This window comes from Hyphomicrobium sp. ghe19, from assembly GCF_902712875.1.
Classification (GTDB): Bacteria; Pseudomonadota; Alphaproteobacteria; order Rhizobiales; family Hyphomicrobiaceae; genus Hyphomicrobium_B.
The window spans coordinates 2,454,656-2,475,864 of record NZ_LR743509.1 but is presented as its reverse complement, the minus strand read 5'-3'; the positions used below and the strand labels follow the sequence as shown (position 1 = coordinate 2,475,864).

At 58.3% G+C, this 21,209-nt stretch carries 30 protein-coding genes; all 30 read left to right on the top strand.

Annotated features, from left to right (window positions below; genetic code table 11):
* Nucleotides 1-6 precede the first annotated feature (6 nt).
* Complete coding sequence (locus tag AACL53_RS12055) at nucleotides 7-1,053, top strand: hypothetical protein (RefSeq protein ID WP_339084751.1); 1,047 nt, start codon at nucleotides 7-9, stop codon at nucleotides 1,051-1,053.
* A complete protein-coding gene (locus AACL53_RS12050) occupies nucleotides 1,050-1,358 on the top strand; it encodes a hypothetical protein (RefSeq protein ID WP_339084750.1) in 309 nt (102 codons plus the stop codon). The genes AACL53_RS12055 and AACL53_RS12050 overlap by 4 nt, the downstream gene beginning before the upstream one ends.
* A gap of 97 nt (nucleotides 1,359-1,455) precedes the next feature.
* Nucleotides 1,456-2,601 carry a peptidoglycan-binding protein gene (locus AACL53_RS12045; protein ID WP_339084749.1) on the top strand — a complete coding sequence of 382 codons (1,146 nt, stop codon included), beginning with the start codon at nucleotides 1,456-1,458 and terminating at the stop codon, nucleotides 2,599-2,601.
* Between the two features lie 2 nt (nucleotides 2,602-2,603).
* Nucleotides 2,604-2,753 carry a hypothetical protein gene (locus AACL53_RS12040; RefSeq protein WP_339084748.1) on the top strand — a complete coding sequence of 50 codons (150 nt, stop codon included), beginning with the start codon at nucleotides 2,604-2,606 and terminating at the stop codon, nucleotides 2,751-2,753.
* Complete coding sequence (locus AACL53_RS12035) at nucleotides 2,753-3,055, top strand: hypothetical protein (RefSeq protein ID WP_339084747.1); 303 nt, start codon at nucleotides 2,753-2,755, stop codon at nucleotides 3,053-3,055. Before AACL53_RS12040 ends, AACL53_RS12035 begins: the two co-directional genes overlap by 1 nt.
* 80 nt (nucleotides 3,056-3,135) lie before the next feature.
* Entirely contained in the window at nucleotides 3,136-3,501 is a 366-nt protein-coding gene (locus tag AACL53_RS12030) for a hypothetical protein (protein WP_339084746.1), read from the top strand.
* 26 nt (nucleotides 3,502-3,527) lie between these two features.
* Nucleotides 3,528-4,724 carry a hypothetical protein gene (locus AACL53_RS12025; RefSeq protein ID WP_339084745.1) on the top strand — a complete coding sequence of 399 codons (1,197 nt, stop codon included), beginning with the start codon at nucleotides 3,528-3,530 and terminating at the stop codon, nucleotides 4,722-4,724.
* Nucleotides 4,651-5,034 carry a dATP/dGTP diphosphohydrolase domain-containing protein gene (locus AACL53_RS12020; RefSeq protein WP_339084744.1) on the top strand — a complete coding sequence of 128 codons (384 nt, stop codon included), beginning with the start codon at nucleotides 4,651-4,653 and terminating at the stop codon, nucleotides 5,032-5,034. Before AACL53_RS12025 ends, AACL53_RS12020 begins: the two co-directional genes overlap by 74 nt.
* 34 nt (nucleotides 5,035-5,068) lie before the next feature.
* Nucleotides 5,069-5,242, top strand: a complete 174-nt coding sequence (locus AACL53_RS12015; protein WP_339084743.1) for a hypothetical protein — start codon at nucleotides 5,069-5,071, stop codon at nucleotides 5,240-5,242.
* A 78-nt stretch (nucleotides 5,243-5,320) separates the two neighbouring features.
* On the top strand, nucleotides 5,321-6,529 hold the full coding sequence (locus tag AACL53_RS12010) for an AAA family ATPase (RefSeq protein ID WP_339084742.1): 1,209 nt from the start codon (nucleotides 5,321-5,323) through the stop codon (nucleotides 6,527-6,529).
* Nucleotides 6,526-7,245 carry a hypothetical protein gene (locus AACL53_RS12005; RefSeq protein ID WP_339084740.1) on the top strand — a complete coding sequence of 240 codons (720 nt, stop codon included), beginning with the start codon at nucleotides 6,526-6,528 and terminating at the stop codon, nucleotides 7,243-7,245. The genes AACL53_RS12010 and AACL53_RS12005 overlap by 4 nt, the downstream gene beginning before the upstream one ends.
* 35 nt (nucleotides 7,246-7,280) lie before the next feature.
* On the top strand, nucleotides 7,281-7,670 hold the full coding sequence (locus AACL53_RS12000) for a hypothetical protein (RefSeq protein ID WP_339084739.1): 390 nt from the start codon (nucleotides 7,281-7,283) through the stop codon (nucleotides 7,668-7,670).
* Between the two features lie 205 nt (nucleotides 7,671-7,875).
* Nucleotides 7,876-8,352: a hypothetical protein gene (locus AACL53_RS11995; RefSeq protein ID WP_339084738.1), complete on the top strand. Its 477-nt coding sequence runs from the start codon at nucleotides 7,876-7,878 to the stop codon at nucleotides 8,350-8,352.
* Nucleotides 8,352-8,909, top strand: coding sequence for a hypothetical protein (locus AACL53_RS11990; RefSeq protein ID WP_339084737.1), 558 nt, complete (start codon nucleotides 8,352-8,354; stop codon nucleotides 8,907-8,909). Before AACL53_RS11995 ends, AACL53_RS11990 begins: the two co-directional genes overlap by 1 nt.
* The gene (locus AACL53_RS11985) at nucleotides 8,909-10,186 is read left to right on the top strand and encodes a DnaB-like helicase C-terminal domain-containing protein (RefSeq protein ID WP_339084736.1); all 1,278 of its coding nucleotides are present in this window, start codon (nucleotides 8,909-8,911) and stop codon (nucleotides 10,184-10,186) included. The genes AACL53_RS11990 and AACL53_RS11985 overlap by 1 nt, the downstream gene beginning before the upstream one ends.
* A gap of 83 nt (nucleotides 10,187-10,269) precedes the next feature.
* Nucleotides 10,270-10,590, top strand: coding sequence for a hypothetical protein (locus tag AACL53_RS11980; protein WP_339084735.1), 321 nt, complete (start codon nucleotides 10,270-10,272; stop codon nucleotides 10,588-10,590).
* Between the two features lie 12 nt (nucleotides 10,591-10,602).
* Nucleotides 10,603-11,049 carry a hypothetical protein gene (locus AACL53_RS11975; RefSeq protein WP_339084734.1) on the top strand — a complete coding sequence of 149 codons (447 nt, stop codon included), beginning with the start codon at nucleotides 10,603-10,605 and terminating at the stop codon, nucleotides 11,047-11,049.
* Nucleotides 11,049-11,684 carry a ribonuclease H gene (locus tag AACL53_RS11970; RefSeq protein ID WP_339084733.1) on the top strand — a complete coding sequence of 212 codons (636 nt, stop codon included), beginning with the start codon at nucleotides 11,049-11,051 and terminating at the stop codon, nucleotides 11,682-11,684. The genes AACL53_RS11975 and AACL53_RS11970 overlap by 1 nt, the downstream gene beginning before the upstream one ends.
* Nucleotides 11,681-12,673 carry a hypothetical protein gene (locus AACL53_RS11965; RefSeq protein ID WP_339084732.1) on the top strand — a complete coding sequence of 331 codons (993 nt, stop codon included), beginning with the start codon at nucleotides 11,681-11,683 and terminating at the stop codon, nucleotides 12,671-12,673. The genes AACL53_RS11970 and AACL53_RS11965 overlap by 4 nt, the downstream gene beginning before the upstream one ends.
* Nucleotides 12,674-12,756: 83 nt before the next feature.
* Nucleotides 12,757-13,560, top strand: coding sequence for a hypothetical protein (locus tag AACL53_RS11960; RefSeq protein ID WP_339084731.1), 804 nt, complete (start codon nucleotides 12,757-12,759; stop codon nucleotides 13,558-13,560).
* A gap of 122 nt (nucleotides 13,561-13,682) precedes the next feature.
* Complete coding sequence (locus tag AACL53_RS11955; protein WP_339084730.1) at nucleotides 13,683-15,047, top strand: DEAD/DEAH box helicase; 1,365 nt, start codon at nucleotides 13,683-13,685, stop codon at nucleotides 15,045-15,047.
* 9 nt (nucleotides 15,048-15,056) lie between these two features.
* Nucleotides 15,057-15,395, top strand: a complete 339-nt coding sequence (locus AACL53_RS11950) for a hypothetical protein (protein ID WP_339084729.1) — start codon at nucleotides 15,057-15,059, stop codon at nucleotides 15,393-15,395.
* A 46-nt stretch (nucleotides 15,396-15,441) separates the two neighbouring features.
* Entirely contained in the window at nucleotides 15,442-16,533 is a 1,092-nt protein-coding gene (locus tag AACL53_RS11945) for a hypothetical protein (protein WP_339084728.1), read from the top strand.
* On the top strand, nucleotides 16,530-16,886 hold the full coding sequence (locus AACL53_RS11940) for a hypothetical protein (RefSeq protein WP_339084727.1): 357 nt from the start codon (nucleotides 16,530-16,532) through the stop codon (nucleotides 16,884-16,886). The genes AACL53_RS11945 and AACL53_RS11940 overlap by 4 nt, the downstream gene beginning before the upstream one ends.
* Nucleotides 16,883-17,296: a hypothetical protein gene (locus AACL53_RS11935; protein WP_339084726.1), complete on the top strand. Its 414-nt coding sequence runs from the start codon at nucleotides 16,883-16,885 to the stop codon at nucleotides 17,294-17,296. Before AACL53_RS11940 ends, AACL53_RS11935 begins: the two co-directional genes overlap by 4 nt.
* On the top strand, nucleotides 17,297-18,202 hold the full coding sequence (locus AACL53_RS11930; RefSeq protein WP_339084725.1) for a hypothetical protein: 906 nt from the start codon (nucleotides 17,297-17,299) through the stop codon (nucleotides 18,200-18,202).
* Entirely contained in the window at nucleotides 18,202-18,738 is a 537-nt protein-coding gene (locus tag AACL53_RS11925) for a crossover junction endodeoxyribonuclease RuvC (protein ID WP_339084724.1), read from the top strand. The genes AACL53_RS11930 and AACL53_RS11925 overlap by 1 nt, the downstream gene beginning before the upstream one ends.
* A gap of 124 nt (nucleotides 18,739-18,862) precedes the next feature.
* Nucleotides 18,863-20,071: a hypothetical protein gene (locus AACL53_RS11920; protein WP_339084723.1), complete on the top strand. Its 1,209-nt coding sequence runs from the start codon at nucleotides 18,863-18,865 to the stop codon at nucleotides 20,069-20,071.
* Nucleotides 20,072-20,246: 175 nt separating this feature from the next.
* Entirely contained in the window at nucleotides 20,247-20,669 is a 423-nt protein-coding gene (locus AACL53_RS11915) for a hypothetical protein (RefSeq protein WP_339084722.1), read from the top strand.
* Between the two features lie 96 nt (nucleotides 20,670-20,765).
* Nucleotides 20,766-21,119, top strand: coding sequence for a hypothetical protein (locus AACL53_RS11910; RefSeq protein WP_339084721.1), 354 nt, complete (start codon nucleotides 20,766-20,768; stop codon nucleotides 21,117-21,119).
* The last annotated feature ends 90 nt before the right edge of the window (nucleotides 21,120-21,209 follow it).

Genomic DNA, 21,209 nt, shown 5'->3' with positions numbered 1-21,209 from the left:
GCGTAAATGGCGATCAAATTCTTCGACGGAATGGGGTGCTACAAATCTGTGGCCGAACTTGCGGCGGCAAAGAACGGTATCATTTCTGGAGGCGCATCGGTCCAAACGACCGGCGGGCGCTTCGGAGGCGGGTGCATTTTCGCTGGTCCTATCGGCTCTAACCCGCTGACTCTGGTCATCGCGTCGGCACTCAACGCGCCAATTTATATTGGTGCGGCGATGAATTTCGAGAGAGACAACTCGACCTTCCGGGAGTTCATGCGGTTCATCAGCTCTGGCAGCAATACGATGTGCCAGCTCGGAGGCAACACGGCGTCGGGGCAGCTCTTTGTCAACAACAAGTCGGGCACCACGCTTGCGTACTCGTCAGGCGCTCCCCTCACGCCGAACGTCTGGCATTGGCTGGAAGTACGTTTTGTTCCAGGCTCAACCACATCGAACGGATCGTTGGCCGTTCATGTTGACGGCGAGGAAGTCTTGAATGTCACGGGGGCTGACTTCAATCGTGGCACCGAGACGTTGGCGCGCATGTTCTTGGGCGGATACTCCAACGTCTCCAATAGCGCTCGCGTGGATGACCTCGTGATTTGGGACGAGACCGGCACCGACAACACTTGGCTCGGCGATCTTCGCATTGACGAGCTGGTGCCGACTTCGAACGGTAGCGATCAGGACTGGACGCAGAACACCGGCATTGCATGGGATGCCGTAGACGACGTTCCGGCCAGCCCGGACGACGACACGACTCACATAGCGGCAAGCACTGTGGGTGCAAAGTCTTCGTTCGGCGTCGCGTCTCTTGCGGGCACGTCTGCAAAGATCATGGGAGTGAAGGTCAGGGCGCGGGCGAAGAAGACCGATGCCGGTACGCGGACGATGAAGACCTTGATGAAGTCAGGAGCTGTAGAGGTGCAGGACGCCGTGGGCGTTGATCCGACGACAGCATACACGTCGGTTCACGGCGACATGAAGCTATTGAACCCGGACACGTCGGCGGCTTGGGACGTGGCGGCCGTGAATGCGCTCAAGATCGGGGTGGCTTTGGCGACATGACGGATATTCGTACAACAGCGCTGCACGCTGAAGTCCTTCGTAAAGCGAACGCTGATGCTCGCGCCACAGCCTTGCACGCTGAAGTCCTTCGCCAGATGGATGTGTCGGCTCGCATTACGTCGGCCGGCGTCGAAGTGCTGCGCTCGGCTCCCGGCGCGATCCAGGCCACGTCCGTCGCCGTAGAAGTGCTTCGCGGTGCCGGTTTGAAGACGGCTGTACAGGCCACGTCGGCGGCGGTCGAAGTCTTGAGGGCTAATCCGCCGATACCGAACCAGCGCACGATCGTGGTGGTGACGATCTCGTAGCCGGGCCGCCACCGGTACCAGCGACAGTCAACAGCCGTGCAATTAATTGCAAAATCGGCCAAGGGAGAAGGCGTATTCCGCTGAACCCGAGGTTACGATGGTCACGAGAGCCCAGCTCTACAAGCTCGCGCCGGGAGCCCGTAAGGACATCGTCGATGCCATCGTCGCGAACTGGCAGTACGCAGTCGATGCTGGCTTGACCACTCCGAAGCGCATTTGGCCGTTCTTCGCCAACATCTGCGCCGAGTGCGGCGGCATGACGATCCTCGAAGAGAACATGAACTATTCCGCTGAGCGGATGATGCAGGTGTGGCCGGAACGGTTTCCAACGTGGAAGTCGGCGGCTCCCTACGTCGGACACCCCCAGGCGCTAGCCAATCGCGTTTATGGCGGTCGGATGGGTAACGCGCCTGCCCCTAGCAATGATGGCTGGGTTTACCGGGGCGGGGGACTTCTTCAAGCCACCGGCAAGGAAGAGTACGAGGCGGTCGGCTACGCCGATAAGCCGGATGTCCTTCGCAAGAACCCGGTGGCGGCCTTCAAGTCGGCTGTCGATCTCTGGAAGCGCAACAACCTGAACAAGTACGCTGACGCCAGTCAGTTCACGAAGATCAGGCAGATCATCAACGGCGGCAACAACGGCATGGAGGTGATGCGTCACTTTCTGGCCATCGCCAAGACGATCTGGAAGAGCAGCTCCGACGTCACGCAAGCCGTGGCGATCTATCAGGACGACAACCTTGAGCAAATTATGGAGCTGCAGCAGAAGCTCTACGCGCTGGGTTACACCGAAGTCGGCCGGGATGACGGTGAGGATGGCCCGTACACGCGAGCTGCCGTGCTTGCCTTCCGTGACGACAACGGTCTGCCTCCCGGCGGCATCGATGACGCGCTCCTTGATGCCGTCGACAATGCCAAGCCGCGAGTGACCGCGCGAACCGCGACGCCTCCGACGAACCAGCAGATACGCCTGGCGGTCCCGGAGGTGCTCTCTGCCTTCTACAATCGGATCGTCTCTGGCGCGCTCGCCGTCTTCGCGTTCTTCGGCACGCTCTTCAATGCGATCACGAACAACTTCTCGGACGCTGAGCAGAAGGTCGCTCCGTTCCAAGCGTACCTGTCCAGCGTGCCTGGCTGGGCCTGGTGCTCGCTCATCATGATCGTCTCGCTCGTCATTTACATGCTTTCGCAGCGTGGCGAGGCGAGCGGCGTCAAAGCTTACAAAACTGGAGAACGGAGATAGTCATGTGGGAATTGCTCGTATTCGCGCACATCGTCGCCTTGGTCGTCTGCAACGTCGTCGACAAGCCTGAGGACGACTCGACGAAGTTCGGTAAGTATTTCTGGGCGATCCAGCTCCTCGCCGGTCTCGTCACGTCGAAGGTCAAGAAGTAATGTTTGGCCTCGGCAGCATCTTTTACGGAGGCATCGCGGCAGTTCTGCTGTTCGCGGTGTCACTCGCGTACTCGCTCCCGGCGAAGATCAGTAATCTCGCCGACGAACTTGCGAACTCCAAGCATCAGCAGAACCTGCTGCGGGCACGCGCCGAGGCGCTGCAGCGTGGCAATGATCGGAGAGACTCCGCGATCAAGGCTTCGAAGTGCTCCGAGCAGATACAGTATTGGGTTCGCCACCCTGACGAAATTCCGAAGAAGTTCGACCCGTTCAACCAGCTGAAGCCTGAGAACACACGCTGAAATTAATTTCACGGTGGATCGCAGACGTGCCGGTTGACAATTGCGCAGCGCACCGATCGAGCAAACTAAGGTAGAAGGCCATGAACGTCAGATTGGTTGGATTGCCCGAGTACAACGGCTTCTATCCGCCGAAGAAGCTTCGCTGGTTAGGGATTGAGATGCCTGCATTGAAACCAGAAATTTCCATCGGCAACCTCCTGTCGATGGCCGTCTCGTGCATCGCCATTTTCTCGGTGGTCGTGACGCTGGCTGTGTTCGGTACGAACATGCGCGCCGACATCGACAATTCGAAGAAAGACATCGTCGACATCAAGGCTGCTCTCGCCAAGCAGGCCACCATCAATGACTCGAACCTGACGTTCCAGTCGGAAGTCCGGGTCGACCTCAAGTACGTGCGTAACGCTCTCGATCGGATGGAAGATCGTAAGGGCTTTTCCGCGAAGTAAGTGGTGTAACTGCGTAAGGGAAGTTCATGGACCCGATCGAGGCTGTAAAGCTCCACGGTTCAGTTTCGGCTGCAGCCCGAGCGATAGGCGTTCCCAGGAAGACCCTCGACGATCAGTATAAGAAGGCCCTGCACGCCAGCGACTTGCCTGATCCGCGAGCCGCAAATTACCAGGCTGCAGCCGCCATCCGTAAGCTCACGAAGCAGCCTTCAGAAGGCATCATCCTGCCGGACGTCGTTGATCCGAACCTGCCGATCGACGAGCTGCTCGACCAGGCCACGAAGCGCTTCAACCAGCTCCACGCTCATCACAGCTCGGCCGACGATTGGCCGGTGATCAAGATCAAGGACATGCTGCCGGTCGGCGTCCTCTGGTTCGGTGACCCGCACTTGGGCGACAACGGCTGCAACCTGCCGCTGATCCGTAAGCACGCCGCCCTCTGCAAGAACACGGCTGGGCTCTACGGGGCGAATATCGGCGACACGACAAACAACTGGGAGACGGTCGGCAAGCTCGCCAAGAAGTGGGCGCAGCAGGATAGCTCGATCTATACGGAGCAGCGCCTGGCTCAGTGGTTCATGACCGAGGCCGGCATCGAGTGGTTGGTTTGGATCGTCGGAAATCACGACGCGTGGAACCACGGCGAGCGCTTGTTGCGTGCAATTAATATCACTGGCATATTCATGAAGAACTGGGAGGCGAAGTTCATCGTCGAGTTCCCGAATGGCTTCAGCATCAAGATACACGCCGCCCACAACTTCAAAGGCTTCTCGGACTGGAACCCGATGCACGGGCCGCTGAAAGCCGCGATCAAGTCCTCGGACGCTGATCTGTACGTCGCCGGTCACATCCACACGCCCGGTGCCATGCAGTTCAACATCCAGGGCACCAAGCGCTTCCCGCTGTTGCTCCGCGTAGCGAGCTACAAGCGGTTCGACAGCTACGCGCTCACAGGCGGCTTTGAAGACCATGATGTCGGATCGGCCGTTCTCACGATCTTCAACCCGAACGCCGACTCACGAACCGGAAAAATCCAGCATTTCTTCGACGTTGAGCATGGTGCCCGTGTCCTGACGATGATGCGCAATGGAGCGGAAATTGAGCCAGCAAGTAGCAATCAAGTTCGACCACGACAAAAATCCGCTAGAGTTGCTTCCAGCCGACGCCCTGTGGGTCACCGCGTGGGTGCTGCTGGTCGGAAAGGTGAAGTACGCAGAGGATAATTGGGCCAAGGGCATGTCCTGGCGGCGGATGTACGGATCGCTGCTGAGGCACCTGTTCGAATGGTCGATCGGTATCGACAAGGACCGTGAGACCGGGCTTCCGAACTTGGCTCATGCGCTCTGCTGCTTGCTGTTCCTTCTCAGCTACCAGCTGCGGAAGGTCGGTATCGACGATCGCTATCTGTTGTCGATCCCGATGCCGGAGCTGCCGCCTGAGACGAAAGTTCTGATTGAGGATTTGCGCCGTGCAAAAGAAGCCAGTCAGTCTCAAGGTGTACCGGAGTTTTCGGGACAAAAAGCGTCGAGCTGAGCTTAAGACGGCACTGAAGACTGTGGCCCTGGAAATGGCCGATCACCCCGATCTGGCGGGATACGTCATCGTCACGTTCGACTCCGAAGGCGAGACCGTCGTCCATTACGATTGCGGTCCGATCAAGCCCGTTCTGCTGCCGGCCTGTGTCGGTGAGGCGCTCAGCCGGAAGGTCTGGGAGCAGGACAGCCAGGAAGCCGAAATCTAAACCCTTATCTGTGAAATTAATTGCAAGCCGCAGCCCAGCTGCCATAGTTCTCTCGTGTCTCCAGGATGGGAAAGCACGGTGCTAAAACTCTCAGTAAATGCTCAAATTCCGCTAATCGCCGTCTTCACGCGCGATGTCATGAACATGCACGACGTTGTGCATGAAATCACCGGTCAGCTGCCGATGACGTATCAGGCGCAGATCAAGATCGAACCCAATCAGATTTACACGTACGTCTGCAACCCGAAGATCGAGCTGCCGCTGATCGAACTGTACAGTCAGTTCGTGAAGGCGGAGTCATCGCTGATCCTCGTCAATCCGAAGGAGATCAAGGAGCCGATGTACAATGCCGGGGAGGTCCCGGTGCCTCGGTCTCTGGTCAAGAAGTTCATCAAGGTCGTCGTTGAGAACGACAAGAAGGCCGACGAGCTGATGCGCGGCCTTGGAGGCTGCACGATCAAGGAAGCGGCCGAGCTGGTCCGCCTGACGATGGCGCGTGACGCCAGTCTGACTGTGGATGGCCTCATGGAGACCCGTAGAAGCGGTTTCCAGGGCGCAAACGGTTTGACCCCGGTCGATACGAAGCAGGACTTCTACAACCCGCCCAGCCCGCTTGTGCATTGGACTGCGAAGGAGCGTTCGTACTTCCTGACCGGAACCGATCCTCGTCTCATTCCTCGGGGCCTGCTGTTCGATGGACCGCCCGGCACCGGCAAAACGTCAGGAGCCAAATGGCTTGCGGCTCAGCTCGGTGTCCCGCTCTATCGCCTCGACATCGGTGGCACGAAGTCCAAGTGGGTCGGTGAGTCAGAAGGTCGTCTGATCCAGAACCTGTCCCGCATCGACAACGAAGAGCCGGCCGTCGTGCTGCTGGACGAAGTCGAGAAGGTGTTTTCCACCGGCACCAACGATGGCGGCACCACGTCCGCAATGCTCTCACAGCTGTTGTGGTGGCTCGCAGAGCGCCGTTCTCGCATCCTCGTAGTCATGACCACGAACAACGCGAAGTCGCTCCCGAAGGAGCTGTACCGCGAGGGTCGTGTCGACGAAGTGTTCTGGATGACCGGTCTCGGTAAGCCAGACGCCCTGAATTTCATCACCGGCCTGATGAAGACCTTCAAGGAGATCAAGGTCGTGAATGAAAGCGATGTCCAAGCTGCCCTGAAGAGAGCGAGGTCCATCGAAGGAACGCAGCCGGAAATCTGGGCTCAATCGGCCCTGACGAAGGCGGTGTACGAGCAAGTCAAGTTCATGAAGAAGGTCAGCCCACAAGGAGTGAAAATATGACCGCCACTGCCCGCAAGATCGATGTGCCGATGATGGTCGGGACGTCGGGTTACAAGAACTACATGGCGTTCGCCAAGAACGGTGCGTTCGCGCTCGGCATTAAGCCCGTGACGGCTGTCGACGGAAAGAGGCTCGGTGTACCGGGGACAACGTGGTTTGCCGCCAGACTGCGCTCTGCGGCGGCTGGAGACCTGTTCCAGGCACAAGAGTCGAACGTCGTAGGCTTCAAGAAGCTTCCGGAGACGCACGAGGAGGCTTGGCCTTCGGTCACCTGGGAGAAGAACAAGAAGGAGCGCGCTTCGACCACGGTTTCGATCCTCGTCCCCGGCACGACGGACTCGCCCGAGGAAACGAAGGTCCTGATAGCCAGCATCGGTGATGCGAAGCTCGCCGTGAAGATGGTCGACTACCTCGAAAAGATCGTCGGCAAGGAGAACTTCGCGATCGACCGTGAGACCGCCATCGCCTGGTTCGAACAGACGTACGGCGCATTCGCTGCCCAGCTGGAGGCCATGCTGAAGGCATCCGAAGCCCTCAAGTCGGAGCTGGAGGCCACGCAGGGCACGTTCGGTATGCACGCCGAGCTGCTGAAGAAGGTCTACAAGGCCGCCCACGGCTTCGATCAGCCGGAGGAGGAAAAGGTCGCCCTGTCGGAAGACGAGGCCGACGAGAGCGGCGAGGAGCCGGAAGACGAGAACGACAACGACTCGTACTGAGTCGTGAAATTAATTGCAAACTGACGGAGCAGGCGATGGCCTCGAAGAAGATTAAGCGTCCTCACATGGCTCGTTGCCTGCTCTTAGCTGAAGGTAGTTTCCCGGCAGCTCATATCCTGTACCGGCTGATGGTCTGGCCTCCGAAGGTCGAACACAACGGCCGGAAGTGGATCGCCAAGAGCTACGAGGAGCTGCAATGGGAGACCGGACTGAGCAAAAAGCAGGTCAGAACCGGGATCGCTGCCCCGATCAAATTGGGCTTCGTGGACACGGAACGGCACATGTTTGCCGGGAGAAACGTGAACCATTTTCTGCTCACGCCGAAGTTCTGGAAGGCCTTCGAAGACGCCGCTGTCGGTGACCAAGAGGGCACTTTCGAAGACGCCCCAGAGGGCACATTCGGAGACGCCCAGGAGGGCACCTGATAGTGCCCTAGAGGGCGCATACGGATACGCCCAGGAGGGCGCATTCATATACAGGGAGTACCTTACAGGGAGAACCTACAGGAGAACCTTACAGGGAGTAGCGATTTCGCTTCGCTCCATCGCGACCCCGCTCACGCGATAGCGGGCGAAGCAGAGGAAGTAACACGGTCAGAGGAAAGCGCGCCGCGCGGAGCAAGGGTTAACGATGGTGCAGAAGTTCAAGTCCGTAGCCGAGGCAGCAGCCGCTCAAGCGAAGAGCAAAGATGTCGGGTCGATGCCTCTCGGGAAGCTCTGGGTCAGGCTCGTCGCCGGCAAGTACAGCGACTTCGTGCCGGCTCCGACCATGAAGGAGATCGGCCAGCTGAAGCTGATCAACACGCGCTCTGGCGGGAAGGGTGAGGAGGTCGTCCGCTACGTCGTTCCGAACTGGATCGCGTTCGTGAAGCGTGTGGAGGCCGAAGCCGGGTGGAAGAACACGCCGAGTAAACCACAGATCGGATTTCTGTTGCAGCACGTTGGCATTGCTGCCAACATGATCGCTCCCAAGAAAGCCCAGCAGGAGCAGGAAGCACCTAAGGGCTTTTCTTTGCCGCAGCCCGTGCAATTAATTTCACAAGCGACGAAACCAGCAGAAAAGCCGAAGAACATGGCTGAACTGCTCAAGGTGTTCGACGAGGACTGATGATCGATCCGTACGCAACAGGCGTCCTGCAGGAGGAGCACCACGAGCGTCTCGTGGCTGACCTCGAAGGCTTCGCCAAAGACGCTGGCATCCTGCCGCAGTGGATTTACACGCGGCTCCCGAAGGAGATCAGCGGTGCCGAACTCGAATACCTGAAGAACTTTCGCAAGCTCGGCGGTCAGCCTGCCGGGCTCTGCTACGTGGGTGAGGCGAAGTCTGTTCAGATCGAACAGCGCATGGCCGCCATCACGGGCGCTCTGGTCCGGAATTTCATTCGTGCCCGCATGATGACGCTCGGCACATTTGTCGACGCCTCAGCAGGCCACGTAGCCGCTGACCTGTCGTGTGTCCTGATCCCGAATTTCTTCCTGACGTCCATCGACGCCGGGATGATCGCGAAGTGGCAGCTGTCGGCGATCTACGACACGCTCGTTGAGCGGCAGATGCACGGCAAGCAGACGATCCTGTACGTCAAGGACCTCGACCTGCTCGGGAAAGAATACGGCCTCGGCTTCCAGCGCCTGATCGAAGATTTCTATCTGAGGGTGAAGGTCTGATGTCACTCGGCCTGATGTTCATGTCGGCTGTTGTCGCCGACAAATCCGTTTCGAAGCTCCTGGAATACGGGCAGGTCGATTACCTGTTCAAAGGCCACGAGCAGCCTGTGTACGAGTTCGTCCGCGAGTTCGTGAAGCAGTACGCGGCGATACCGGACGCCTCGACGATCGAGAAGCACACCGGTCTCGACCTGACGACTCCGCAGCATCAGAGCAAGGAGCCAGCCGGGTATTATCTCGACCTGCTGCAGCTCCGGCACACGGAGTTCTCGATCAAGTCTGCGATGAAGCAGGCGAGCGACCTGCTGCTGACCGAGAACAAGAACCCGGACGCTGCGCTGGTGAAGCTGACCGAAATGGTCATGACGCTCGCCGGCAGGAAGCACTCGAAGCAGGTTGTCGACTTCCGTGAGGCGTACGACCTGATCGTCCCCGATTACATCGCGAAGTTCAATTCGCCCGATGACTACGGTCTGCAGTTCGGATGGCCGTCGTTCGACAAGGCGGCAGGCGGGCTCGTCAAGGGTGACGTCGTCTCGATGGTCGGACGTCCAGGCATCGGTAAGACGCTGTTCATGCTCTACGCGGCGCTCCACGGCTGGAAGAAATCCGGTAAGGTCGACGCCAGTCAGAGCCGTATGTTCGTCTCGATGGAAATGGGCGTGCTGCCGATCGAGCAGCGCCTTGCAGGTCTGACGTTCGGCTTGTCCGCCGGTCAGATCAAGAACGCCGGCCTCTCGACCGACAGCCTGAAGAAGCTCAAGAAGGGCCTCGTTGAGGTCAAGGGCTACGAAGCCCCGTTCTACGTCGTGGACGGCAACCTGACGGCGACCGTCGAAGACCTGTGGATGCTCGCCCGTCAGCTGAAGCCCGACGCCATTTTCATCGACGGCGCGTACCTGCTGAAGCACCCGACCGAGCATGACCGCTACAAGCGCGTCGCTGAGAACGCCGACCTGATCAAGAAGGAACTCGCCCAGCTCGCCCCGGTGACCGCGTCCTGGCAGTTCGCACGTACCGCAGCGAAGAAGAACACGAAGAAGGGTGAGAAGATCGGCCTCGATGACATCGCCTACGCAGACGCCATCGGCCAGATGTCCTCCGTCGTCATGGGCTTGTTCCAGGAGGAGAGCGTTGAAGTCCTGAAGCACCGCACGATCGAAATCCTGAAGGGTCGACACGGTGAGACGGGCTCGTTCAACGTCAACTGGAATTGGAACTTGATGGACTTCACTGAGATCGTTGAGCAGGACGTCAGCGAGCTACAGTTTTTATAAACCCTATTTGTGCAATTAATTGCATAACGCACGGCATCAGCTACGTTATCGAAATCAACACTTCATCAAACAAGGATTGAGAGATGAGCAGCAAGACATTGAGCCAGGAAGACCTGCATGAGCACGCCCTCACTGAGGTTGAGGCTCACCCGTTCCAGAAGGCGTCCTACGAGGTGATGGTCGCCAAGGGTTGGAAGGTTCATCGGGTGCTCAGCCAGGGCAACATCTCGATGATCTTCCTGAGCTTCAAGCCGGGCATCTTCGGCGTCCTTTATCCGAATGGCTCGTTCGACCGCGTCAAGGCCGGTCGAAAGACTGTCGACTTCAGCTGGTCGAAAGCCCGCGAGGCCGCTGAGGACACCGTGCAGCGCGGCCCTGGAGCCGTTGTGAAACTTGCCGCGTAACAGGAGGAATAGATGGTCGCGTTAGTTCTCAAGAAGAAGCCGGCGTTCGAGCCTGTCCAGGCTGTGAAGTCACCGCTGGAGCTGCAGCTCGATCTCGTCGGCTCGCAGATGGCGGAAGCCATCAAGATCAACAAGCAGATCAAGGACCTTCAGGCGAAGCTGAAGCCGTACAAGGACGAAGCCGACAAGCTGCAAAAGATGGTCGACGAACTCGAAATGGGTGACGACGCGACCGACATCATCAAGGGTGACCGGTTCCGAGCCGAGATCGGTGCGAAGGGTCAGTCCCGCAGCATCACGGACCTGCCGAAAGTCAGGAAGTTCCTCGGCGACAAGCTGTTCATGGAGCTTGCCACGGTGACGCTGAAGAACATCGACGATTACTTGACGCCTCCGCAGCGCGAGGAAGTCCTCAAGGTTGAACGGACGAAGCGGTCGCTCAAAATCGAGAAGGTGTGATGCGAGTCCAGACAACAGTCGCGTTCGAGGTCGACGACCCGGAGTATGCGGGTGTCGTCGCTGCCGACATCGCCAACTTCCTGAAAGACATGCAGATCGCAGCGACGGTTACGCCGCCGAAGAAGGTCGATAGCGATATTGTCGTCGTCTACACGGACGGCGGCTGTGACGCGAAGAAGGGTATCGGAGCCTGGGCGTACACGGTCCAGGAGGCCGGTAAGCCGATGCAGGAAGTCTCCGGCCCGATGCTCAACACGACGAACAACCGGATGGAGATGACCGCCGTCATCAAGGTCTTGCAGCACCTCGAAATCGGCCGGCCGATCCTGATCCATTGCGACAGCGAGTACGTCATCAAGGGCGTGACGCAGTGGTCGAAGAACTGGCAGCGCAACGGCTGGATCAATTCGATGGGTCAGCCAGTCGTCAACCGCGACCTGTGGGAAGTCCTGGTGAAGCTCTATTCGCTGCACTCGGTGATGTTCAAGCACGTCAAGGGCCACAGCGGTATCGAAGGCAACGAGCGTGTCGACGAGCTGTGCACGATGGAGATGCTGAACGCCAATTCGGCACTGATCATGTCCGTGCCTGCTGAAGTTCATAAAATACCGACTGACACGAAGGGCGTGGCGTGAAGAAGGGACCGACAGTCGAGTTCCTGGAGGCTGTTGGCTCGACCGTCCCGAAAAGCCAGCCCCGCACCGGCTGGGTGATCTCGGACTGCCCGTTCGGCCCGTGGAAGCACGAGAACGGCAAGTCGTCCGATCATGTGTTCGGTATCCGCACGACGCCCGGTGACGCCCAGGCGAACTGTTTCGCGTGCGGCTGGCATGGGACGCTCTCAGACATCGTCTTGGAGCTGCGCCGGCTGGTAAAGCTGAACCCGCTAGCAACGCCCGATTTCAAGACCGCCGGGGCGCTCGCCTTGAAGGCGCAGGAGGAGTTCGAGCTTGAACTCGATACGCCCGACATCGAGGAGATGCTGTTCGGGCCGAAGAAAGACCTGCACGTATTCCCGAACTGGTGGCTGGAGTCGTTCCCGCTGTGGCAGGACGTGCCGTTCGCCGTCCAGTACCTGGCTGAGCGCAACGTCTCGAAGGAAACCGCCGACTTCCTGCAGATCAGGGCGGACTCGAATGAGAAGCGCGTCTGTTTCCCGGTCCATGACTTCAAGCAGCGCCTCGTCGGCTTCCACGGCCGGTCCGTGCTCGAAAAGACTGATCTCCGCTATCGCATGTACCTGCAGTCCGGGAAGCACAATCAGGTCGTCTGGCTGGGAGAGCGCTGGGTCGACTTCGAGCAGCCGATCGTCGTTGTGGAAGGCCCGTTCGACCTTGCCGCGGTGCTGCCCGTCTACAAGAACGTCGTCAGCCCGCTGTTCGCCAACCCGTCGTTTGAGAAGCTGAAGCGGATGGCTCCCGCCTTCGAATGGATCACGCTGTACGACCGCGGGAAGGGCGGTGACGCCGGCCGCGAGAAGGTGACGGAAGCGCTTGGCTCCGATTACCTGATCCATCACCTGCAGCCGCCCGATGGTGTGAAGGACCCAGGCTCGATGTCGCCCTCGGAAATTTACGACACGCTCAAAGTAGTGCTCCCAAAATCCTCGCTAGCTGTTGACTAAACTCGGCTTCGTCGTAGAGTGAAATTAACTGCACAGATCAGCGTGCAGCCAAATAGTACCCCATAGCAACCAGGAGCCATGTGATGGCATTGTCATTTGTAAAGGCTGGAGCCAGCAAGTCGGCTGCAGCTAGCGTACCTCAGTCTGGCTTCAAGAAACCGTCGACCCCTGTCGGCTTCTTGAAGAAAGGCGCAGCTGCTAAGGAAGCGTTCTCGAACGAAGAAGCCAAAGCCGAGATGGCCAAGGCTGAACTCGGCAAGATGTGGCGCTTCCGGATGCAGGACGGCCAAGACCGTCGCATCACGTTCCTCGACGGTGACCTCGATGCCGAGGGTATGCTCGACGTGAACATGTTCTACGAGCATACGATCCGCATCAACGGCAACTGGCAGAACTTTATCTGCACTGCCGAGACCGACACTTCGCAGCCCTGCCCGTTGTGTGAAAGCGGCGACCGCCCGAGCTTCGTCGCGGTAATGACCGTCATCGATCATTCCGAGCACACGATCGAGAAGGGTCCGAATGCCGGTAAGGTGATCAAGAACCAGCGCCGCCTGTTCGTCTGCAAGCGGAACACGATCAAGCAACTGACGAAGCTCGCCGCTAAGCGCGGTGGTCTCGCCGGCTGCACGTTCGATGTGTCCCGTACGGGCGAGAAGGAGCCTGCTGTCGGCAATCAGTTCGACTTCGTTGAGAAGTTCGAGAGCTATGACGAGATTGCTGCCAAGTACGGCCTGGAGCTGGATGATGTTCAGCCCGCCAACTACGCCGAAGAGCTGAAGTACCGCTCGCCGGAAGAGTTGATCGAGCTGGGTGTCGGTAAGGCGATCAAGTCCGCAATCGGCGCGAAGTCCTCGTCGACCGGTAAGCTCGCAGACCACCTGTAACCAAGAATGCCTTTCGACGTTCCCGCGGTCGAGAGGATGTGCAATTAATTGCACCATAGGGGAGACGGAGGCAGCTTCGGTCACCGAACGCCGTCTCCCCGATTGCCCGTCAGGAGGACGGATTGGCCATACTCGCAGAACTGATCAGGCATGACACACCGCTGAGCACAGGCGCGACGGCTGTTTACCCGTACAAGCCGAGCTTGGAGAAGAAGTACCGCTTCACGTCGCGCTTCGGTGAGGACGTGCCGCTGTACCGTGTCGATGGCAATGTCATTCATTTGCCGCGTGCGCTCTGCCCGGTGGGTGCAGTCGACGAGATGGTGGACGGCGAGCACGTCGTCTTCGAGAAGGGTCCGGCTCCGCGCGATTATCAGGCTGCGATGTTCGACGAGGTCGCTGACCTCTGTCAGAAGCGTTTGAGCGGTGTCGTCGTCGCCATGACCGGGTGGGGCAAGACCGTCCTCGGGTTCCATGCTGCCTACGTCATGCAGCGCAAGACGCTCGTCATCACGACGAAGGAAGACATTTACGATCAGTGGCTGAGTGGAGCTGAAAAGTTCCTCGGCCTGAAGCCTCACGAGATCGGAGAGATCAGGGGTGACAAATGTCAGGTGATCGGCACGAAGTTCTGCGTCGCCCTGATCCAGTCGATGTCGAAGGAGGACAAGTATCCGGATTGGATCACGAAAGGCTTCGGCCTCGTGATTTTCGACGAGACGCACCGGGTCGCAGCCACGCAGTTCTCGACCGTCGCCGACATGTTCCCCGCTCGGATGCGTCTGGGCTTCAGCGCCACGCCTGAGCGTTCTGACGGCAAGGAGCTGCTGGTTTATTCGCACATCGGCCCGATCCGCGCGAAGGCCGGCGTCGAGCAGCTCGTCCCGAAGGTGCTGCGCTTCACGTCGAACTGGGAATGCCCGCGTGTGTTCCGAGCCGACAAGCAGACGGGTCAGAAGCGGGTCGTTCGGCTCCCGCATCGCGCCGGCCAGACGACGCACATCGAAAAAATGCTCGCCAACGACGCGCAGCGAAATCAGCTGCTCTGTGAGCTGGTGCAGAGCTGTTACAAAAAGAGCCGCAAGGTCGTGATTTTCTCCACGCTACATCAACACCTACATGCCGTTGAAAAGGCCTGCAGAGATCATTTCGGCGTCCCTGGAAAGGAAATTGGCCTCTACATCGGGGCCACCTCGAAGGCTGAGAAACAGCAGCGGGACAAGGAAGCGGAGAAGCCGATCCTGTTCACGACCTACGCCATGATGGGCGAGGGCACAGACATTCCGTGGCTAGATACCTGCATTCTCGCGATGCCGAGATCGAACGTGAAGCAGCCGGTCGGCCGCATCCGTCGTCAGCATCCGAAAAAGAACCAGCCGATCGTAATGGACATCATGGATCACGATAGCCCGGTGTTCTCGGGTTACGCGAGCACACGTCAGAAGTGGTACGCGCAGATTGGCGCTGAAGTCATTGATATGGAGTAGGAGAAAGTTATGCCGTTGAAACTCAAGAAGCCGATGCAGCCGGAAGCCAAGACCAATGTGCAGGAGAAGCACAAGGGCACCGTCGTCAGCGAACTGAACGACAGCGAGAAGGTGGAAGTGCCGGACGAGGTCGTCTCGAAGAAAGCGACGTCTGATCCGCTCTGCGAAGTTGGTGTTGAAGCCAGCTACACGATGAACCTCGGTGACTACAACTCGGTCCGGGTGCAGGTCAGCCTGAAGGTGCAGTGCCAGCACGCCGAAATCGATCAGGTCTTCGATTACACGAAGGAATGGACCGACACGAAGATGCAGACGATGATCGAGGAAATCGAGGCTCAGAAGTCATAGCCTCGTCTTCGTTCCAGGCAGTGCAATTAATTTCACAGGTGAATTTGTGGCGTTCAAAATCAAGAAGACCGGGAAGGAAGCCACGCTGTCGGCCGGCGATCTGCTGAAGAAGTTCCAGTCAGACTTCGGTGAGGGCGTTGGCTCGTTCGGCGGGAAGCTCGTCAACAGCGACCGCATCCCGACCGGCATCTTCGAGCTTGACCTGGCTCTCGGCGGAGGCTTCCCGCGGGGCAAGGTCTCGACGATCTTCGGCCCGGAGTCGTCAGGCAAGACGAACTGCGCGTTCCTGGCGATTGCGAACCACCAGCGCATGTTCCCCGACCTGACGTGCGCCTTCGTGGACGTGGAACACGGGTTCGATCCTGCCTGGGCGTCAGCGCTTGGTGTCGATGTCAAGAAGCTCATCGTCATCAAGCCGGCGTTCGCCGAGCAGGCCGTCGACATGGTTGAAAGCTTGATGTACGCGGCCGACTGTGGCCTCGTGGTGATCGACAGCTTGGCAGCCCTCGTCACGTCGTCGGAGCTTGAGAGCAGCGCAGACAAGGCCGTCGTCGGCGGTGCTGCCCTCGTCATCGGCAAGCTCACCCGCAAGACCACGCTCGCCTTGAGCGAGTCCGAGAAGGAAGACCGTTATCCGACGCTGCTGTACATCAACCAGATCAGCCACAAGATCGGGGTGATGTTCGGCGACCCGGAGACCGAGCCCGGCGGCAAGAAGCCGTTGTTCCAGTCCTCGATCCGCCTCCGCTTGTACGGCAAGAACCTGAAGGACCCGAAGTATTCCGAGACGATGCCGGTCGGCAAGGAAACGACCTTCATCGTCAAGAAGCACAAGGTTCCGATCTACGCCGCGTCAGGCAAGTTCACGGTCGCAATGGTCCCATACAAAGGCCTGAAGCCCGGTCAGTCCGACGATTACAACGTGATCCTCGATCTGATGAAGACGTACGGCCTCGCCAAGAAGGCTGACAGCGGCAAAGGCTGGGAGGTCTATGGCGCGGAGTATTCGACGCTGGCCGAGTTCAAGGAAGAGTTCCTGTCGAAGCCGATGTTCGCCAACGCCATTCGCGCCGAGCTGATCGGCAAAATCTCGAAGGAGGAAGGCCTCCTCGAAGAGAAGGACGATAATGGCGCATGAGCAAAATCCCGTACCTGCGCCGCGCTCAGAACCGCATCGGGGAGACCGGACGCAAGTCTGAGCGGAAGCTCGCTCGCCGCTTGGCCGGCCGTGTCCGTCCCGCATCCGGAGCAATGGAGGGTGCGAAGGGCGACATCGAGATCGACGACTTCCTGATGGAAGCCAAAAGCACGGTCAAGGACAGCGTCACGTTGAAGTTCGGCTGGCTCTCGAAGATCGCGCACGAAGCCCGCAACATGGGAAAGCGCCCGGCACTCGCCGTGACGTTCACGTATCCCGATGGCACGCCCGTCCGTGATGGCAGCTGGGTGATGGTTCCGCTTCACGTCTGGGAGGAGCATCTGAAGTCATGAAATTCCTCGCACACGTAAAAGCGCTCAAGGAAGACCCGCCCTCGGTTCAGACCGCCGGTATTCTCGGGCACACGCACGTCCACGCGCTGCCATACGTCGATGACTCGGTGGTGCCCAAGAACTACGTAGACCAGTATGTCGACACGCAGCTCACTCATATAAACAAGTTTGGCGGCGGTCCGGTATTCATGGGGCTCGATCTAGCTGGTCAGATTAAACCTGATAAGATTTCAGTCTCGCAGGCCCTTGACGCACTGAGGTCCCACGGAGTCTTGTTCCAGAACGTCAGTCTTCACATGAGTGCGGATAGCACCGAGCTGAAATGCGATCTGCACATCGTCGGCAAGGAAGCTAAGCAGACAGCTATGGCCGTTCATCAATGGCTGTACGCGCCGGGTAAGGATTTTTGAGTGGTTCAGTTTCTGAAGAAGATGAAGGACCTTCAGCCGAAGCATTCGGTGAAGTACCTTCTGCATAAGCATTTGAATTCGTCGTCACCCGGTCGCCCGTTCTCGCGCCTTCACGCGTCTGAGCTGACGAAGCCTGAAGGCCTGTGTCCGCGCATGTACGCGCTCGCCGACATCACGCACGCCAAGCCCAAGGATGAATGGCTCGACGCATCGAGCGCCATGACGTTCCAGATCGGCCGCGACCAGGAGAAGAATATCGTCCACTGGTTCGCTGACATGGACAAAGCGATCTGTCACTGGAAGTGCATCGCCTGCGGGACGCTGCACGAGTTCCAGCCGCGCCCGACCGCGTGCAAGACGTGCGGCGTGAAACGCTTCGACCATAAGGAAATCCGCTTCGAGAGTGCCGACAACAGCGCGAGCTGCGGCATCGACATGGTCGTGGGCCTCGGTGAACCGAAGTACCGTGCCGTCGAGTTGAAGACGATCGACAAGGAGCAGTTCAAGGAGCTGAAGGCTCCGCTCGCCGAGCACAAGTGGAGGACGGAGCTGTATCTCCGTCTGATCTCCGAAAGCGATCACCCGTTCGCCAAGAAGGTCAACACGCAGGTCGCCACGATCCTGTATGTGTCGAAGGGCGGCTTCGGGTGTGCTGACGATCAGCTGAAGAAGTGGGGCCTGTACGACAACTTCAGTCCGTTCAAGGAGTTCGAGATCAAGCGCAACGATGCGAGCGTCGAGAGCCTCGCAAAGCGCGCCAAGGTCGTAAAGGACTTCCGTGACGGCAAGGTCGGTATGCCGGCCGGCTTGTGCCCGACCGCGTTCTGCAAACGGGCTGGCGGCTGCCCCGTGAAGTCGCAGTGTTTCTCAGGTGAGTACCCGCCTGAATACGATTGGAAGGCGTAATGGTCGTCTCACTCGGGATTGATCCCTCGATCAGCGGCACAGGACTAGTGGCGCTCAGGGAGTCAAACTTCAATTACCCTGATTTGGTGTTCGAGCGTGAGATCGTCGCGCCAAAGGGTACGTCTGGTCTTCAGCGCGTGCAATTAATTGCAGTGGAGATCATGAGCGCGATCCATGAACTGAAGCCGGACGTGATCGTCATCGAAGGTTACTCGCTCCACCTTGGTCACGCCTCGTCCGTCGTCCCGCTCGTGGAGCTGGGCGGCGTCCTCCGCTTCCTGATGATGCTCGATGGCTTGAAGTGGCTCGATCCCAGGGCGTCTGTTCTCAAAAAGTTCGTCACCGGCAAGGGGACGGCTCAGAAGGACCAGATGATGATGTGGGTCCTGAAGCGCTGGGGCCATACGTCCAAGTCGAACAACACAGCGGACGCCTATGGGCTCGCTTGTATAGGCCTCGCCTCGATGAACCGGTTGCATGGTATAAGCAAGGAAATGTTAGCTTTATCCGCGCAATTACCGCTCCGTTGCAATTAATTTCACTTTATTCTGAGAACTCCATTTGCAATTAATTGCACAGCAGATACAGTCCTTCGTAAGCACCAAGGAGTGGTGACCCGGTATCAAATTCCGAGCCCCGAATAGTATTGAGGATAGTTCTATGGGCGAAACCGCCGCAAGTTTGGAGCTGCTGAAGGGCAGCAAGAAGGAAGCCGTTGAGAAAGAATTGTCGCCGCAACCCGCGGCCGAGGAGGAGATCGAACTCGATATCGACATCGACTCTCTGACGATCGAGGCCATCGATGAGCTGGTCACGAAGTACAGCCTGGACGTACCCAAGGAATGGGCAACCCTGAACCTGGACAAGAAGAAGGAGTGGCTGCGGTCCCAGGCTGAAGAGACGCCTGCCGAGGAGGTGAAGGTCGACGCGGCCCCGCCCGCACCCGAAGCGAAACCGAAGAAGGCAGCCAAGCCGAAGAAGGCGACCCCGACCGATCCAACCGGCACGGTTGATCCGGCAACGCTCCCGACCACGACCGAAGAGGCGGTCGAGTCCACTTTTGCGGACGCCCAGCCAGAGAAGGTCGAAGCGGTCCTCTCCAAGCCGAAGAAGGAGAAGTCCAAGGCGGTCGCCAAGGCCGAGCCGAAGTCAGCCCCGCTCACGGGTGAGATCGTCGACGGCAATGACCTGATCGTCGACATCGTCCACGAGGTCGAGACGATGAACGAGCAGGACGCTCGTAAGACCGTCTCCGCCCTCAGTGAGAACACGGAGAAGACGTACTTCAAGCTCGGCGGTGTCCTGAGCGTCATCCTGAAGAACAAGTGGTACGAGCCGTACGGTCACTTCCGCGAGCTGGTCGAGAACGAATACGGCATCCATTACCGCAAGGCGATGTACTGGATTTCGATCTACGACCACCTGGTCGAAAGCAAGGTGCCGTGGTCGAAGGTCAAGGAAATCGGCTGGGCGAAGCTCAAGGAGCTGGCCGACATCCTGACGCTCGATAACGTCGATGAGTGGGTCCAGATCGCGAAGAGCCAGCCGCAGCTCAAGTTCATGGAGACGGTGAAGTCAGCCAAGAACGCGAACCAGCCGGCGATCACCGACCAGTCGCAAGCGCCATCTGCAACCACGAACAAGACCTTCAAGTGCCACTCAGGGCAGAAGGAAACGATTGAAGCTGCAATCAATAAGGCCAAGGACGATAGCAACACGAGCGTCGATACTGTGGCCCTGGAGAACATCTGCCTGGAGTACCTCGGGGGCGTTACCATCAAGAAGCGCCTCCAGACGATGGGCCTAGAACAAGCTCTGAAGACTCTTGAGGAGGCTTTCCCTGAAGCCAAGGTTGAGGTGTCTATCTAACTCGAACCACGACGTCCCCCGAGACCGGAGGTTCCTCCCCGATATCCTCCGGTCTGACTTGGCCCAGGTTTGCCCGACCTGGGCCATTTTTATTTTGCAATTAATTGCATTTTCCATTGCACTCGCTCCGGTCTCAGGTACCGTTTTCCGGTAACTCATGAACAAGGATGTGATGATGAGTGCACTTCCAGCGGAACCAATGATCTATCCCCAGCGTAATGTAGCCTCGCTAATTGCCGAGAGGCTGACCACCTATAAGGGTAAGAAGCACGGAGTCGTTCAGTTGCCTCAGGGCTATCAGGTCGTGCCGATCACAGTCTGCCCGGACTATATGCCACCGGCAAAACCGAAGCCGGTCATCACGACATCGAAGCCGGTGTCCGTTGTTGGCCTTAAAGAAGGCGAAGTCCTGTTCGAGTTCGATCTAGTCGGCGAGGGGATCACGTACATCACGGTGTTCCACAATGGAAAACAGATGGCGTTCGGCAAGAGCACGCTGCTCGGATGGGAGAAGAAGGACGGGAACAAGATCGCGCTCAAAATGAGTGCAGCCGTAGCTAAGAAACGTGGTCTGGTTTCGGAGCTTAAGTCTTTATAAAGTATAACTAAATTCAATAGCCGGCTTCATTGACCAGCCGCCGGCAGGGAGCATCTTAAACGCAAGAAACACAGCAATTTAGCGAGAGAAAGTGCGATGCGAGTCTGTTTCACTGGACCGGCGATGGATGGAAACGGAAAATCCATTAACCGGGCTGATCTAATCGACGCCTGTCATGAGTTCGATTTGATCGTCCACAGTTCAGTCAGAACAGACACGGAGCTTCTAGTTGCGAGTAGGACGGATACAACTAAAGCCAAGAATGCAGCCAAGCGCGGCGTCAAGGTCATAGGGTATCCGGAGTTCATCAACCGCGTACTAGGCGGCACAGAGATCAAATCATCTGGCCGGCTTAACCTCTTCACTGACTACGCTAAAAGCCTAGCCTCTGAGCTGATGGTGCCTGACTTCACGACGAGTACGACGTTGGCAGCTATTGACCAGCTTTAAGGAAACGTACGTTTTGTCTGGGGACTAGGCCATGCGGTCAAGTTTTTCGGAGGGACGTGTGAATTTAATTGCGCTATGATGTGCTCAGGT

Bases quoted from the DNA above. Each gene is read 5' to 3' on its own strand.
- AACL53_RS11925 (WP_339084724.1), top strand. From the start codon at position 18,202: ATGGTCGTCTCACTCGGGATTGATCCCTCGATCAGCGGCACAGGACTA.
- AACL53_RS11950 (WP_339084729.1), top strand. From the start codon at position 15,057: ATGCCGTTGAAACTCAAGAAGCCGATGCAGCCGGAAGCCAAGACCAAT.
- AACL53_RS12000 (WP_339084739.1), top strand. From the start codon at position 7,281: ATGGCCTCGAAGAAGATTAAGCGTCCTCACATGGCTCGTTGCCTGCTC.
- AACL53_RS11935 (WP_339084726.1), top strand. From the start codon at position 16,883: ATGAAATTCCTCGCACACGTAAAAGCGCTCAAGGAAGACCCGCCCTCG.
- AACL53_RS11910 (WP_339084721.1), top strand. From the start codon at position 20,766: ATGCGAGTCTGTTTCACTGGACCGGCGATGGATGGAAACGGAAAATCC.
- AACL53_RS11915 (WP_339084722.1), top strand. From the start codon at position 20,247: ATGAGTGCACTTCCAGCGGAACCAATGATCTATCCCCAGCGTAATGTA.
- AACL53_RS12025 (WP_339084745.1), top strand. From the start codon at position 3,528: ATGGACCCGATCGAGGCTGTAAAGCTCCACGGTTCAGTTTCGGCTGCA.
- AACL53_RS11980 (WP_339084735.1), top strand. From the start codon at position 10,270: ATGAGCAGCAAGACATTGAGCCAGGAAGACCTGCATGAGCACGCCCTC.
- AACL53_RS12030 (WP_339084746.1), top strand. From the start codon at position 3,136: ATGAACGTCAGATTGGTTGGATTGCCCGAGTACAACGGCTTCTATCCG.
- AACL53_RS12055 (WP_339084751.1), top strand. From the start codon at position 7: ATGGCGATCAAATTCTTCGACGGAATGGGGTGCTACAAATCTGTGGCC.
- AACL53_RS11940 (WP_339084727.1), top strand. From the start codon at position 16,530: ATGAGCAAAATCCCGTACCTGCGCCGCGCTCAGAACCGCATCGGGGAG.
- AACL53_RS12015 (WP_339084743.1), top strand. From the start codon at position 5,069: ATGGCCGATCACCCCGATCTGGCGGGATACGTCATCGTCACGTTCGAC.
- AACL53_RS11970 (WP_339084733.1), top strand. From the start codon at position 11,049: ATGCGAGTCCAGACAACAGTCGCGTTCGAGGTCGACGACCCGGAGTAT.
- AACL53_RS11975 (WP_339084734.1), top strand. From the start codon at position 10,603: ATGGTCGCGTTAGTTCTCAAGAAGAAGCCGGCGTTCGAGCCTGTCCAG.
- AACL53_RS11960 (WP_339084731.1), top strand. From the start codon at position 12,757: ATGGCATTGTCATTTGTAAAGGCTGGAGCCAGCAAGTCGGCTGCAGCT.
- AACL53_RS11920 (WP_339084723.1), top strand. From the start codon at position 18,863: ATGGGCGAAACCGCCGCAAGTTTGGAGCTGCTGAAGGGCAGCAAGAAG.
- AACL53_RS12005 (WP_339084740.1), top strand. From the start codon at position 6,526: ATGACCGCCACTGCCCGCAAGATCGATGTGCCGATGATGGTCGGGACG.
- AACL53_RS12050 (WP_339084750.1), top strand. From the start codon at position 1,050: ATGACGGATATTCGTACAACAGCGCTGCACGCTGAAGTCCTTCGTAAA.
- AACL53_RS12045 (WP_339084749.1), top strand. From the start codon at position 1,456: ATGGTCACGAGAGCCCAGCTCTACAAGCTCGCGCCGGGAGCCCGTAAG.
- AACL53_RS12040 (WP_339084748.1), top strand. From the start codon at position 2,604: ATGTGGGAATTGCTCGTATTCGCGCACATCGTCGCCTTGGTCGTCTGC.
- AACL53_RS11995 (WP_339084738.1), top strand. From the start codon at position 7,876: ATGGTGCAGAAGTTCAAGTCCGTAGCCGAGGCAGCAGCCGCTCAAGCG.
- AACL53_RS11990 (WP_339084737.1), top strand. From the start codon at position 8,352: ATGATCGATCCGTACGCAACAGGCGTCCTGCAGGAGGAGCACCACGAG.
- AACL53_RS12035 (WP_339084747.1), top strand. From the start codon at position 2,753: ATGTTTGGCCTCGGCAGCATCTTTTACGGAGGCATCGCGGCAGTTCTG.
- AACL53_RS11985 (WP_339084736.1), top strand. From the start codon at position 8,909: ATGTCACTCGGCCTGATGTTCATGTCGGCTGTTGTCGCCGACAAATCC.